Origin of the sequence: Arthrobacter sp. FX8 (assembly GCF_026723805.1) — a bacterium.
Classification (GTDB): Bacteria; Actinomycetota; Actinomycetes; order Actinomycetales; family Micrococcaceae; genus Arthrobacter.
This window is the reverse complement of record NZ_CP113505.1, coordinates 2864584-2878409: the sequence shown is the minus strand read 5'-3', so window position 1 is coordinate 2878409 and position 13826 is coordinate 2864584. Positions and strand designations below refer to the sequence as shown.

Annotated in this window: 14 protein-coding genes; 11 read left to right on the top strand and 3 right to left on the bottom strand. The window is 65.2% G+C overall.

Features of this window, described 5'->3' with window-relative positions; translation table 11 throughout:
- Positions 1–33 precede the first annotated feature (33 nt).
- From OUO20_RS13430 to OUO20_RS13410, 5 genes are read left to right on the top strand one after another with little or no spacing between them, the layout of a single operon-like run.
- Positions 34–1563 (top strand): extracellular solute-binding protein, encoded by a 1530-nt coding sequence (locus OUO20_RS13430; RefSeq protein WP_144601086.1) that lies wholly within the window; start codon positions 34–36, stop codon positions 1561–1563.
- Positions 1564–2538, top strand: coding sequence for an ABC transporter permease (locus tag OUO20_RS13425; protein WP_268001927.1), 975 nt, complete (start codon positions 1564–1566; stop codon positions 2536–2538). It begins immediately after the preceding gene.
- A 2-nt stretch (positions 2539–2540) separates the two neighbouring features.
- Entirely contained in the window at positions 2541–3413 is an 873-nt protein-coding gene (locus tag OUO20_RS13420) for a carbohydrate ABC transporter permease (RefSeq protein WP_268001926.1), read from the top strand.
- A gap of 23 nt (positions 3414–3436) precedes the next feature.
- Positions 3437–4132 carry a rhamnogalacturonan acetylesterase gene (locus tag OUO20_RS13415; protein ID WP_018768914.1) on the top strand — a complete coding sequence of 232 codons (696 nt, stop codon included), beginning with the start codon at positions 3437–3439 and terminating at the stop codon, positions 4130–4132.
- Positions 4133–4804 carry a DUF1961 family protein gene (locus OUO20_RS13410; RefSeq protein WP_134164117.1) on the top strand — a complete coding sequence of 224 codons (672 nt, stop codon included), beginning with the start codon at positions 4133–4135 and terminating at the stop codon, positions 4802–4804.
- A 94-nt stretch (positions 4805–4898) separates the two neighbouring features.
- On the opposite strand, the gene OUO20_RS13405 is transcribed toward OUO20_RS13410, so the two are convergent.
- Complete coding sequence (locus tag OUO20_RS13405) at positions 4899–5462, bottom strand: ABC transporter substrate-binding protein (RefSeq protein WP_223992628.1); 564 nt, start codon at positions 5460–5462, stop codon at positions 4899–4901.
- A gap of 197 nt (positions 5463–5659) precedes the next feature.
- Positions 5660–5842, bottom strand: coding sequence for a hypothetical protein (locus OUO20_RS13400; RefSeq protein WP_018768911.1), 183 nt, complete (start codon positions 5840–5842; stop codon positions 5660–5662).
- On the opposite strand from OUO20_RS13400, the gene OUO20_RS13395 reads away from it, so the two are divergent.
- A complete protein-coding gene (locus OUO20_RS13395) occupies positions 5777–6154 on the top strand; it encodes a DUF7793 family protein (protein ID WP_043424831.1) in 378 nt (125 codons plus the stop codon). The genes OUO20_RS13400 and OUO20_RS13395 overlap by 66 nt on opposite strands.
- A 17-nt stretch (positions 6155–6171) precedes the next feature.
- Here the strand turns inward: OUO20_RS13395 and OUO20_RS13390 are convergent, their stop codons facing one another.
- Positions 6172–7191, bottom strand: a complete 1020-nt coding sequence (locus tag OUO20_RS13390; protein ID WP_223992627.1) for a LacI family DNA-binding transcriptional regulator — start codon at positions 7189–7191, stop codon at positions 6172–6174.
- A 150-nt stretch (positions 7192–7341) separates the two neighbouring features.
- Here OUO20_RS13390 and OUO20_RS13385 point away from each other — a divergent pair, with 150 nt between their 5' ends.
- The 5 genes from OUO20_RS13385 to OUO20_RS13365 all read left to right on the top strand — a co-directional run bounded on the left by OUO20_RS13385 (position 7342) and on the right by OUO20_RS13365 (position 13590).
- A complete protein-coding gene (locus OUO20_RS13385) occupies positions 7342–7686 on the top strand; it encodes an L-rhamnose mutarotase (protein WP_018768908.1) in 345 nt (114 codons plus the stop codon).
- A 120-nt stretch (positions 7687–7806) separates the two neighbouring features.
- Positions 7807–8973, top strand: a complete 1167-nt coding sequence (gene rhaI / locus OUO20_RS13380) for an L-rhamnose isomerase (protein ID WP_144601091.1) — start codon at positions 7807–7809, stop codon at positions 8971–8973.
- Positions 8974–8979: 6 nt separating this feature from the next.
- Positions 8980–11016, top strand: coding sequence for a bifunctional aldolase/short-chain dehydrogenase (locus OUO20_RS13375; RefSeq protein WP_134164115.1), 2037 nt, complete (start codon positions 8980–8982; stop codon positions 11014–11016).
- On the top strand, positions 11013–12464 hold the full coding sequence (locus OUO20_RS13370; protein WP_134164114.1) for a rhamnulokinase: 1452 nt from the start codon (positions 11013–11015) through the stop codon (positions 12462–12464). Before OUO20_RS13375 ends, OUO20_RS13370 begins: the two co-directional genes overlap by 4 nt.
- 106 nt (positions 12465–12570) lie before the next feature.
- Positions 12571–13590 (top strand): acetylxylan esterase, encoded by a 1020-nt coding sequence (locus tag OUO20_RS13365; protein WP_056392665.1) that lies wholly within the window; start codon positions 12571–12573, stop codon positions 13588–13590.
- Positions 13591–13826 lie beyond the last annotated feature (236 nt).

The following is a 13826-nucleotide window of genomic DNA, read 5'->3' as shown; positions in this document are numbered from 1 at the left end:
CCAAGTACCCCAACGAAGTGGAAAAGGAAGAATATGATCCGCAGGAAACTTTCCCTGGCCGCCGCCGTCGTCACCGCCACGGCACTGAGTCTCACGGCCTGCAGCGGGAGCAACACTCCCGCTGCGGACCTCACCTCGGTCTCCATCATGGCCCCGTTCCTGGAGGCGCAGCCGCCAGCAGCGGACGGCGCGGTCCAGAAGAAGCTGGAAGAACTGACCGGCAAACAGGTCAAGATCAACTGGGCCCCCAACGCCTCCTATGAGGACAAGACCAACATCACGCTGGCCGGATCCGACATCCCGCAGGTCATGGTGATCCAGGGCAAGACACCCGGCTTTGTGAAGAACGCCCAGGCCGGCGCCTTCTGGGACCTCACGGACAAGCTGGACAAGTACCCCAACCTCAAGACAACTCTTCCGGACATCCAGAAGAACGCCAGCGTCAACGGCAAGGTCTTTGGGGTATTCCGGGGCCGCGCCCCCATGCGTACGGCCGTCATGTTCCGGCAGGACTGGCTGGACAAGCTGGGTCTCCAGCCGCCCAAGACCGTGGAGGACCTGTACAAGGTGGCCAAGGCCTTCACCGAACAGGACCCGGACGGCAACGGCCAGAACGACACCTACGGCATCACCATCCCTAAGTGGGGTGCGCTGGGCACCAACAGCCCCTACGACGTGATTGAGGAGTGGTACGGCGCGGGGAACCGCTGGACGGAGCGGGACGGGAAACTCATCCCCAGCTTCGAAACGGACGAATTCCTCGAGGCGGACCGGTTCATCAAGAAGATGGTGGACGAAAAACTCATCAACCCGGACTTCGCCACCTTTGACAGCACCAAGTGGAACGAACCGTTCTTCAACGGAAAGGGCGGCATCATTGTCGACGTCGATTCCCGGGTGAGCGTGCTGATCAACCTGTTCAAGCAGGCAGACCCCAACAACTTCCAGAACAAGGTGGGCTTCGTGGGCAACCTCGAAGGACCCGACGGCGAACTGCACGCGCACCCCACCGACGGCTACTCAGGATTCCTGGCCATTCCCAAGGCCAGTGTCAAGAGCGAGGCCGAGCTGGACAAGGTCCTGCAGTTCCTGAACACCATGAACGGCAAGGACGTGGCCGTCCTGCTGAACAACGGCATCGAAGGCGTGAACTTCACGGTGGAGGACGGCAAAGCGGCCACCATCAAGCCCGAGACCGCTGAGGGCAAGGCTGTGACCACCGATATCAAGAGCTACGCGCAGCTTGGCATGAATGTGGCGGGCAACCAGTTCTACCCGGTCAAGCAGCCCACCGACTACGAGCAGCAGGTGTTCGACAAGCGCACCGAAGTGATGGCGGAAGACTTGAAGAGCGCCGTCTACAACCCGGCCGCCCCCTACGTCTCAGAAACCTACGTTGCCAAGGGTGCGCAGCTGGACAACATTGTGGCCGATGCGCGCATCAAGTACCTCGCCGGCCAGATCGATGAGCAGGGCCTCAAGGACGCCATCAAGCTGTGGGGCACCAGCGGCGGCAACAAGGTCAAGGAAGAGATCAACAAGCTGTGGCAGGACAACAAGTAAATGGCAGCCCCTGTCATTGACACCCTCGCCGGGGAGCAGACGCGCGGGAATGCCACCGCTCCCCGGACCGGGGGCAGGTTCTCTGTCCATTTCGCCCACTACAAGTGGCTGTACCTGCTGCTCCTGCCCGGAGTGGTGTACTTCGCGGTGTTCCGCTACGCCCCCATGTACGGGGTGTCCATCGCGTTCAAGGATTACGTCCCGTTCCTTGGCGTGAACGGCAGCCCCTGGGTGGGGTTCCGGAACTTCGAGGACTTCTTCGCGAACCCCGACTTTCCCCGGCTGCTGGGCAACACCCTGATCCTGGCCTTCCTGAACCTGGGCGTGGCCTTTCCGCTGACCATCATCCTGGCGCTGCTGCTCAACGAGGTCCGGCTGTCCATCCTGAAGCGTACGGTCCAGACGCTGGTGTATATCCCGCACTTCCTGTCCTGGACCATCGTGGCATCGCTGAGTTTCCTGCTGTTCGCGTTGGATCTTGGCCCGCTGTTCCAGCTCCTGAACAACGTCCTGGGCACCCACATTGATTTCCTGTCCGACCCCGCGTGGTTCCGGCCCCTGATCGTGCTGCAGGAAATCTGGAAAAACACGGGCTGGGGGACCATCATCTTCCTGGCGGCTCTGTCCACCGTGGACCAGGACCAGTATGAGGCGGCGATCATCGACGGCGCCGGCCGGTTTCGGCGGGTCTGGCACATCACCCTTCCCGCGATCCGTTCCACGATCATCGTGATGCTGATCCTGGCCATCGGGCAGATGCTCAACACGGGCTTCGAGCAGATCTACCTGATGACCAATGCCCTGAACCGGGAAGTGGCGGATGTCTTTGACACTTACGTCTACTTCGTGGGCATCACCCAGGGTGCCTACAGCTACTCCACCGCGGTGGGCCTGTTCAAATCCCTGGTGGGCATCGTGCTGATCTTCGGCACCAACGCCCTGGCCAAGCGATTCAACCAGAGCGGACTGTTCTAGCCATGAAAATCCACAACACCCGCGGCGGCCGCGTCTTCGATGCCGTCAACTACGTCTTCCTGTCCCTGATCGGCATCATCACGCTGTTGCCGTTCGTCTACGTCTTCGCCGGGTCCTTCGCCAACGAAGCCGAGATCACCCGCCGGGCCTTTTTCGTGTGGCCGGAGCAGTTCACCCTGGGCTCCTACGAATACATCTTTGCCACCCCGGCGTTCATCCGCGCTCTGGTGACCACCATCCTGGTCACCGCGGCGGGCACCCTGGTCCAGCTGGCCTTCACCGTGACCATGGCCTACCCGCTGGCCAAGAAAACCCTCCGCGGCAGGAACGTCATCCTGTCCCTGGTGGTTTTCGCAATGGTCTTCTCCGGCGGCATGATCCCTACCTTCCTGCTGGTCAAGGACCTGGGCCTGCTCAACACCTACTGGGCCCTGATCCTGCCCGCGGCCATCAACCCGTTCAGCCTGATCATTATCAAGAACTTCTTCCAGGAACTCCCCGCGGAGCTTGAGGAATCAGCCAAGATGGACGGCGCCACCGAGATTGGGATTCTCTGGCGGATCCTGCTGCCGCTGTCCAAACCGGTCCTGGCAACGTTCGCGCTGTTCTACGCCGTGGGCATCTGGAATGACTTCATGTCGCCCCTGCTCTACCTCAGCGACAACTCCAAGTGGACGCTCCAGATGTACCTCCGCCAGGTCACCGCCGCCTCGGACCTGCTGGGAACCGGCAACGTGGACCCCAACTACATTCCGCCGGAACAGGGCATCAAGTTCGCCGTGATCGTCGTGGCTACTTTGCCCATCCTTATTTTCTATCCGTTCCTGCAAAAGCACTTCGCCAAGGGCATGCTCATCGGTTCCGTGAAAGGCTGATCCGCCCGTTGAGGAAAGACACCATGAAGATCCTGCTGGCCGGAGATTCCACCGTGGCCAACTGTCCCACCCATGAGTTCCCCATGAGCGGCTGGGGTGCACACCTGCCTCCGCTCACGTACAGGTGGGGAGCGGTCCACAACTTCGCCAAGGGCGGGGCCAGCACGGAGTCCTTCCGCGATGACGGGCTGTGGGCGGCGCTGCTGGCGGAGGCCGGTGAAGGCGACGCGGTGCTCATCCAGTTCGGCCACAACGACCAGAAGAAGCAGCACCTGGCCGCCCGGACCGGCTACGCGGCCAACCTGCGCGCCATGGTGGGGGAGGTCCGGGACCGGGGCGCGGCTGCGGTGCTGTGCACCTCCGTGGAGCGGCGGCACTTCCTGGACGCGCCGTCGTCGGACGCTGTCCTGGCGGAAAGCCTGGAGGACTATCCGGAGGTGGTCCGCGAACTCGGCCTGGAGCTGGCGGTCCCCGTCGTGGACCTGAATGCCTGGACCCGGCGCCTGTACCGCCGGCTGGGGCCGGACAGATCCCGGGAGCTCTTTTGCCACTTCGGGCCCGGGGAGCACGCACATTGGCCTGCCGGCCTGGCGGACAACACCCATTTTTCCCAGTCCGGGGCTGCGTTGGTGGCGGGGGAAGTGGCCCGGCAGCTTGGTTCGCTGGGATACGGCGCGGCCGGCACCAAAGAGTTAAGTACGACGGCGGGACGCGGCTAGGTGGGCACGACGGGCTTGGAGACGGGCATCCTCTACAGCAACCCGCTGGCAGGACCGGATGACGTGGCCGGTTGGGTGGCGGAAGGGCCGCTGCGGATGGGGAGCCATGAAGGAGCCCTGGAGCTGTCCGGCGCACTGGACGACCAGGAGTTCGGCGACCACGCGCATTGGACGGTCTGGTGCCCCCGGGACTTCCCGGACGGCATCCGCATCAGCTGGGACTTCCGGCCGCTCGCGGAGCCCGGCTTGGCCATGCTGTTCCTTGCAGCCACAGGACAGGCCGGGCTGGACCTGTTCAGCCCGGCCCTTGCGCCCCGGACGGGCTTCTATCCCCAGTACCACTCCGGCGACATCAACACCCTGCACGTCTCCTACTTCCGGCACAAGCACCCGTCCGAGCGTGCCTTCCGTACCTGCAACCTGCGCAAGAGCGCGGGATTTGAGCTGGTGGCGCAGGGTGCGGACCCGTTGCCGCCCGCGGAGGATGCCGCCGGCTTCTACCGGCTGGAGGTGGTGAAGGACGGGCCCCGGGTGGCATTCTCCATCAACGGCCTGCTCCTCTTTGAGTGGGACGATCCCTCGGGAAGGGTGCTTGGCGGCGGCCGGATCGGGTTCCGGCAGATGGCTCCGCTCCGGGCTGCCTACCGGAACCTGGTGGTGGAGAGGCTTTAGGGACAGCGCAAAACTTGGGGGGACAGCGCAAAAGCGGACGGCCTCGAAGGGCCGCCCGCTCCTGGCAATACCTGGTTGTTGGAGTGCTGGCAGACTACAGTCCCAGGACCCGGTTGAGCAGGTTGGCCAGGCCGCTCAGGCCGGTCCCGCCGTCCAGGAGTCCGGTGATGGCGCACAGGAGGTTGCCCACCAGCTTGCCTGCGCCGGACTGCGCCACGATGTCCAATACCACCTGGTTCAGGTCGACGTTGAGTCCCAGGACATCGAGGTGAAGCGGGCCGAGGACAAGGTTCACCACGTCGCAGCCGCCACCGCCGCCGCCGGCCATGGTGGTGGGTGCAGCAGCGGCGGTTGTGGTTACCGTCTGGCTCACCTGGGTGGCCTTGCCGGCGAGGTCGGTGAAGGTGCCCTGCACCAGGCCGGTCACCATGAGCTGGCCGTCCTGGGCATCGAAGCCGGTGGGAGTGAAGGAGCCCGCAAAGCTGCCTACGCCCTCGATGGTCTGGTTGATGGTGCCCGTAACGCCGGCAACCTTTGATGACTGGGAGGCGGCAGAAGGAGCCGCGGGTGCTGCTGCCGTGGCCGGGCCTGCCATGCCAAAGAGCATGGCGCCGGAGAGGGCGAGAGCGGTGATTGAAGCTGAGACCTTGGTTCGCATTTTCGGTAAATCCTTTCAGCGCCGGGTGGCGGCGCAATGAATCCTCCGAGGCTCCGCCCCCATGGAGAACCCCGGCGGAACTGTTTATTTCAAATGCAGTTCATTTCAAATGCAGCCTCGACGGGCCGCGACACGTGGCGTTTGACTGGTGATCCAGGCCACGGGCACGTCGACCAACCTATTAGTAAGCATGCTGATCAGTCAAGCCCGTCGGAGGGCAGGCCCGTGGTCCGGGGAGTGGCGCGCGCCTGGCTGTCCATGCGTGGGGCAAGATAGAGGGGTTCAGCAACTGCCCACTGGAGGGAGGCGGCGTCATGGAGCCCGTAACGGTCGACGGTGGCAAGGGCACCGTGGAATTGCGCACCGATGGCATCATCCATCTCATTTGGGAACCTCGTGTCCGGATAGAACTCCAGGATGCGCAGGCGGCCATGGCGACGGTGAACCGGATAGCCGGGGATGGCAGCTACCCCATGCTGGTGGATATGGCCACCACGGAGGCCGTCAGCAGGGATGCGCGGTCGGTCTTCTCCATTCCATGTGCGGCCAACCGCATCGCGCTGCTCGGGGCAAGTCCGGTGGACCGGATCATCGCCAACTTCTTCCTGGGAGTCCATATTCCACCCTGCCCCACCCGCTTTTTCACTTCGCGGGATGAGTCCATGAAGTGGCTGCAGCAGGGCGGAAACTAGCCTGGCCGGTGGGGTTGTCAGCCGGCGGTCGGTGCCGTGCTCTGCCGGATGACAAGCTCAGGCGTGAAGACCACTGACCGGTGGACGGGGTTCTGGGACTCCACTTCCTCGGCCAGCAGCTCGATGGCTGTCCGGCCCAGCAGCTCGGTGGGCTGGCGGATGGAGGAGAGCGGCACCACGGCGGAGACGGCAAAATCGATGTCGTCGTAGCCGATCAAGGCTACGTCCTCAGGAATGCGGAACGTATGCGTCATGGTCAGTGACTGCATGACACCCAGGGCCAGAAGATCGTTGGCGCAGAAGATCCCGTCCGGCAGGTCCGCCCGGCCGCGCTGCACCAGCATGTCGCCCACGCTGCGTCCCGCAAGGACCGTCTGCCCCTTTGAATCCAGCACCTCCAGCGTGGCGTCCGGTTCCTCTTTCACGGCCCGCCGGGCACCCTGGAGGCGGTCCGCCACCTGCCGGATGGAGGTGGGGCCGCCAACGAAGGCGAGCCGGCGGCGGCCGGTGTCCAGCAGGTGCCGGGCTGCGAGGTACCCGCCGGCGTCGTCATCCACTGCGACTGAACTGAACTTTGATTCGTCAGCCAGCCGGTCCACCAGTACCGTGGGCACCCCGCGCTCGCGGAGGAGGTCCAGCCGCTCCGTGATGTCCCCCACCGGCGAAATCAACAGGCCCTGGACACGCTGCTCCTGGAAGAGGTCGATGTAATTGGCCTCCCGGCCGGCGTTGTGGCCGCTGTCGCCCAGCAGGACGGCGCTTCCCTGCAGTGCGGCAGCGTCCTCGGCGGCGCGGACCACGGAGGTGAAGAAGGGGTTGCCGACGTCCAGGACAATGAGTCCGATGGTGCGGCTGTGGCCCGCGCGGAGTTGCCGGGCGGCGTCGTTTCGGACAAAGCCAAGTTCATCGATGGCGCGCAGGACCCGTTCCTTGGTCCGTGCCGACACCCGGTCCGGATAATTCAGGACGTTCGACACCGTCCCCACGGCCACGCTTGCATGGTTGGCCACGTCCTTGATACTGGCTGTGCGGTTCATCGATTCTCCGTGCTGACTTGCCCGCTGCAGGAGGTTCCGTGCGGGAGATCAAAAGTTCCTGTCATTGCTTGACAGCTGCTCAAGTCCAAGAGTACTTTGAATCGTATTAATGAAACGATTCAAAGATCAACGTTTGAAAAAGGAGTCCCAATGAGGGTGTGCTTCCGTTCCTCGGTGCAGCCGGCGCTGATCGATGAATACCGTCGCCGGCACGCCGCGGTGTGGCCGGAGATGCTGCATGCGCTCAAGGAAGCGGGATGGCATAACTACTCCCTCTTCCTGGCGGAGGACGGCCTCCTGGTGGGCTACGTGGAGTGCGACGACTTTGACGCCGTCCGCGCCCGCATGGCCCTGACCGAAGTCAACGCCCGTTGGCAGGCGGAAATGGCAACCCTCTTTGCAGATTCCGGCCAGGCGCCCGACGAAGGGTTCCAGGTCCTGGAAGAAGTTTTCAACCTTGACAGCCAGTTGGCCGCACAGCCCTCGGCGGGCTGACGGGCTGAAGCAGGCAGCCCGCCGTCGAATCCGTCGGGCACCACCACCAGCACGGCTCCAGCAGCGGGGCACCCATCCACAACGCATCAGACAGACGCTCAGACACCGGAAAGAACCATCATGAATGACGTAGCAAAGGCGCTGGGCAGGCTCGGGGAGCTTGCCATCGAGGTCCCATCGTGGGCTTATGGAAATTCAGGCACGCGGTTCAAGGTGTTTGGCACACCCGGTACGCCGCGGACGGTCCAGGAAAAGCTGGCCGACGCCGCGAAGGTCCACGAGTTGACCGGGCTGGCTCCCACCGTGGCCCTGCATATCCCGTGGGACAAGGTGGACGACTACTCCGCACTGAAGGATTACGCCGCCGGACTGGGGGTGGGGCTGGGCACCATCAACTCCAACACCTTTCAGGATGATGAGTACAAATTCGGTTCACTGACCTCCTCCAACGAGTCGGTCCGCCGCCGGGCCATTGACCACCACCTGGACTGCATCGACATCATGCACGCCACGGGTTCGAAGGACTTGAAGATCTGGCTGGCGGACGGCACCAACTACCCGGGCCAGGACGACATGCGCGGCCGCCAGGACCGGCTGGCCGAGTCCCTGCAGGAAATCTACGCGGCCCTGGGGGATGGGCAGCGGCTGGTACTGGAGTACAAGTTCTTTGAGCCGGCTTTCTACCACACCGATGTTCCGGACTGGGGCACTTCCTACGCCCAGACCCTGGCCCTGGGTGAGAAGGCGTTTGTCTGCCTCGACACCGGCCACCACGCGCCGGGCACCAACATCGAGTTCATCGTGATGCAGCTGCTGCGCCTGGGCAAGCTGGGTTCCTTCGACTTCAACTCGCGCTTCTATGCCGACGACGACCTGATCGTGGGTGCTGCGGACCCGTTCCAGCTCTTCCGCATCATGTGCGAGGTGATCCGCGGTGGCGGCTTCGGCAAGGATTCCGGTGTGGCCCTCATGCTGGACCAGTGCCACAACCTGGAGGAGAAGATTCCTGGCCAGATCCGTTCCGTCCTGAACGTCCAGGAAATGACCGCCCGCGCCCTGCTGGTGGACACCGCGGCGCTGGCCGAGGCGCAGCGCGCCGGCGATGTGCTGGCCGCCAACGGCATCTTCAACGATGCGTTCTACACCGACGTCCGCCCGGTCCTTGCCGAGTGGCGTGAATCCCGCGGCCTGCCCGCGGACCCGATCGCTGCCTTCAAGGCCAGCGGCTACCAGAAACAGATCAACGAGGACCGCCTTGGCGGCCAGCAAGCCGGATGGGGCGCATAACCAGCCATGAGCAACAAGACTGTTGAAGACCTGATTTCCCGTTCCAACCGCCTGGGTGCGGACAAACGGAACACCAACTTCGCCGGTGGCAACACCTCCGCCAAGGGCACGGAGAAGGACCCGGTCACGGGCGAGGATGTACAGCTTTTGTGGGTCAAGGGTTCCGGTGGTGACCTGGGCACGCTGAAGGCACAGAACCTGGCGGTGCTCCGGTTGGACCGGTTGACCGCCCTGAAGAACGTGTACCCGGGTGTTGAGCGTGAAGACGAGATGGTGGCGGCTTTCGATTATTGCCTGCACGGCAAGGGCGGCGCCGCTCCGTCGATCGATACGGCGATGCATGGTTTGGTGGACGCCGCGCATGTGGATCACCTGCACCCGGACTCCGGCATCGCCATTGCCACCGCCGTTGACGGGGAAGCACTGACCACCAAGATCTTCGGCAACAAGGTGGTCTGGGTTCCCTGGCGCCGTCCCGGATTCCAGCTGGGCTTGGACATCGCCGCCATCAAGGACGCCAACCCGCAGGCCATCGGCACCATCCTGGGCGGCCACGGCATCACCGCCTGGGGCGCTACCAGCGAAGAAGCGGAAGCCAATTCCTTGTGGATCATCGAACAGGCCGAAAAGTACATCGCAGAGAACGGCACGGCCGAGCCCTTCGGCGCCAAGCTGCCCGGATATGCGGCCTTGCCAGAAGCTGAGCGCCGCGCCAAGGCCGCAGCCCTGGCGCCTGTGATCCGCGGCCTGGCCTCCACGGACAAGCCGCAGCTGGGGCACTTCAGTGACGACGCCGTCGTCCTGGACTTCCTCGAAGCCGCCGAGCACCCGCGCCTGGGCGCCCTGGGCACCTCCTGCCCGGACCACTTCCTGCGCACCAAGGTCAAGCCGCTGATCCTGGACCTTCCGGCCGACGCCTCCATTGAGGATTCGATTGCCCGGCTGCAGGAGCTCCACGCCGGCTACCGCGAGGACTACCAGGCCTACTACGACCGCCACGCGGATGCCGATTCGCCGGCGCTGCGCGGCGCCGACCCGGCCATCGTGCTCGTGCCCGGCGTGGGGATGTTCTCCTTCGGTGCCAACAAACAGACCGCCCGGGTTGCCGGCGAGTTCTACATCAATGCCATCAACGTCATGCGCGGCGCCGAGGCCATCTCCACCTACGCACCCATCGAGGAATCCGAGAAGTTCCGGATCGAATACTGGGCGCTGGAGGAAGCCAAGTTGGCCCGGATGCCCAAGCCCAAGTCGCACGCCACCCGCATTGCGCTGGTGACCGGCGCGGCATCCGGGATCGGCAAGGCCATCGCCAAGCGCCTCGCCGCGGAAGGCGCGTGCGTGGTCATCGCCGACCTGAACCTGGAGAACGCGCAGAAGGTCGCTGAGGAACTCGGCGGCCCGGATGTCGCGGTCGGCGTCCAGGCCGACGTCACCGACGAAGCCCAGGTCGCCGCGGCGATCGACGCCGCCGTGCTGGCCTTCGGCGGCGTGGACCTGGTAGTCAACAACGCCGGACTGTCCATCTCCAAGCCGCTGCTGGAAACCACCGAAAAAGACTGGGACCTGCAGCACAACGTCATGGCCAAGGGCTCCTTCCTGGTGGCCAAGGCCGCCGCCAGGGTGATGATCGCCCAGGGCCTGGGCGGGGACATCATCTACATCTCCTCCAAGAACTCCGTGTTCGCCGGCCCCAACAACATCGCCTACTCCGCCACCAAAGCAGACCAGGCCCACCAGGTCCGGCTCCTCGCGGCCGAACTGGGGGAGCACGGCATCCGCGTCAACGGCATCAACCCCGACGGCGTGGTCCGCGGCTCCGGCATCTTCGCCGGCGGCTGGGGCGCCAAGCGCGCAGCGGTCTATGGCGTTGACGAGGAGAAACTGGGCGAATACTACGCCCAGCGCACACTGCTCAAACGTGAAGTCCTGCCCGAGCACGTAGCCAACGCGGCCGCCGTCCTCACCAGCAACGAACTGTCCCACACCACCGGCCTGCACATCCCCGTGGACGCCGGAGTAGCCGCAGCCTTCCTCCGATGAGTGCGGCTGTGATTGCCGCCGTCGACATCGGTGCCTCCTCCGGGCGGGTCATGCTGGGCCGGGTCTCCCCGGACTCGGGGGTATCGCTGGAGACCGTCCACCGGTTCCCCAACGGTGTAGTGGAGCTCGACGGCGGCCTCCGCTGGGACTTCGACGCCCTGTTCGCGGAGGTCCTTGCGGGCCTCCGCGCCGCGGCTACGGCGGCGGCGGCGCAGGGCGAAACAATTGCCAGCATCGGCATCGACACGTGGGCCGTGGATTACGGCCTGGTGAACAAGGCCGGCGAGCTGGTGGCACAGCCCTTCAGCTACCGCGATGACCGGAGCAGGGCCGCCGTCGCGCCGGTGCACGCCAAGCTGGACCCTGCACGGCTCTACCGGACCACCGGGCTGCAGTTCCTCCAGTTCAACACCATCTACCAGCTGGCCGCCGAGCGTAACCTGGCCGGGCTGAAGGCCCTGTTGATCCCGGACCTGATCGCGTTCCTGCTCACCGGGGTGCGCCGGACCGAGGCCACCAACGCCTCCACCACAGGGCTGTTCGATGCCGTCGCGGGGGAGTGGGCCACCGATTTCTTCACCGCCCTCGGGCTGCGGAAGGACCTGTTCCCGCCGCTGATCCAGCCCGGGGAACCCTACGGGTACCTCCTGCCGGACATCGCCGCGGCCCTGGGACTGCCGCGTGAAACCACGGTGGTGGCGGTAGGTTCGCACGACACTGCGTCCGCCGTCGCCGCAGTCCCAGCGCAGGGCGAAAACTTTGCCTACATCTCCTCCGGCACCTGGTCCCTGGTGGGGCTGGAGCTGCAGCAGCCCGTCCTGACCGAGGCCAGCCGGGAAGCGAACTTCACCAACGAACGCGGCGTGGACGGCACCATCCGCTACCTGCGCAACGTGGGCGGACTCTGGCTCCTGAGCGAGTGCCAGCGGACCTGGGCGGGCGAGGGTTTCCAGCCTGACCTGGCCGCGCTGCTCTCCGCTGCCGCAGCCCTGCCTGCCGGCGGTCCCCAGGTCAACGCCGACGACCCCTACTTCATCGCCCCGGGCGATATGCCCGAGCGCATCCGGGCAGCAGTCCGGCGAACCGGGGACGTCCTGCCCAACGAGCCCGCGGCGATCACCCGCTGCATCATGGACAGCCTCGCAGCTGCTTATGCCAGGACCATCACCACGGCCGAACGCCTGGCAGGCCGTGAGGTGGACGTGGTGCACGTGGTGGGCGGCGGCTCGCAGAACACCCTGCTCTGCCAGCTCACCGCCAACGCCACCGGCCGCCCGGTCATCGCCGGTCCGGTCGAAGCCACCGCCCTGGGAAACGTGCTCATCCAGGCCCGCGCCGCCGGGGCTGCCACCGGGGGCCTGCCACTCCTGCGCGGAACCATCGCCGCCGGAACGGACCTTCGACGGTACGAACCCCAGGAGCTGACACTGAACGCCGCCAGGAATTGAACTCCTGGGTGTCCACAGGCCCAGGCAGCGGGATGCCGTCATCGTGCGCTAGAAATAGAGGAGCGTCCCGCTGGGGCGCCAACAACCGAAAGCAGGACGGACAACGATGCCCCTCTTCGACCTACCCCTGGCCCAGCTCCGCAGCTACACCTCCGACGTCACCCCGCCGGAAGACCTGGATGCGTTCTGGGATGCCACCCTGGCGGAGGCCCGTGCCTTCCCGTTGAACCCCGCGTTTGAGCCGGTGGAGAACTACCTGACGCTGATCGACACCTTCGACGTCACGTTCGCCGGCTTCGGCGGGGCACCGGTCAAGGGTTGGCTGCACCTTCCTGCCAACCGGGACGAGGGGGCCCGGCTACCGGTGGTGGTGAACTACATCGGCTATTCCGGTGGCCGCGGCCTGGTCAACCAGGACACGCGCTGGGCGCAGGCCGGGTACGCGCACTTCATCATGGACACCCGCGGCCAGGGGTACGGCGGCACCCTGGGCCACACCGCGGATCCCCACCCCTCGGCGGGGGATGTGGCGCACGCAGGCCTGATGACCCGGGGCATCGCGGCCCGGGAGGACTACTACTACCGCCGGGTCTACGTGGATGCTTTCCGGGCGGTGGAGGCGGCCCAGGCCCACCCCGCGGTCGATCCGTCCAAGGTGGTGCTGGCCGGAGTCAGCCAGGGCGGCGGCCTGGTGGTGGCCACGGCAGGGCTTACCGCGGGACGGCTCGACGGCGTCATCGCCGCGCTGCCCGACGTCCCCTTCCTCCAGGACTTTCCCCGCGCCATCGACATCACCCCGCGCGGGCCGTACCCGGAGATTGCCCAGTTCCTGGCACGCCACCGGGACCGCTATGAGTCCACCCTTGCCGTCCTCAACTACTTCGACGGCGTCAACCTGGCCGGCCGCGCCACCGCCCCGGCACTGTACTCCGCGGCGCTGATGGACGACATCTGCCCGCCGTCCACCGTTTTCGCCAGCTTCAACGCCTACGGTTCCGGATCGGGCGCCTCCTCCGCCAGCGGGGCGGACAAGGAGATCGAGGTGTACCGGTTCAACAACCATGAAGGCGGCCAGGAACATCACTGGATCCGGCAGCTCCAGTACCTCCGCAAACTCCTCGGCTGAGCCCGGGCAGCGGGCCGGTAAAGCCTAAGCTTGTTCGCGGATCCGCACCTTGTGCGTCCGGATCCGCGAACAAGCCCGGGATGGAATGTGACGGAAGCCGATTTTGCTCCCGCGGCGGCCCGGGTTTATGGTCTTTTCCATGACTAACCGTTGGTATGCGTATTTTTCGTTGGCTCTGGAGGGGCCCGCGTCTAACTGACACGCATCCAGCATTCCTTCAGAGCCAACAGGGCAGA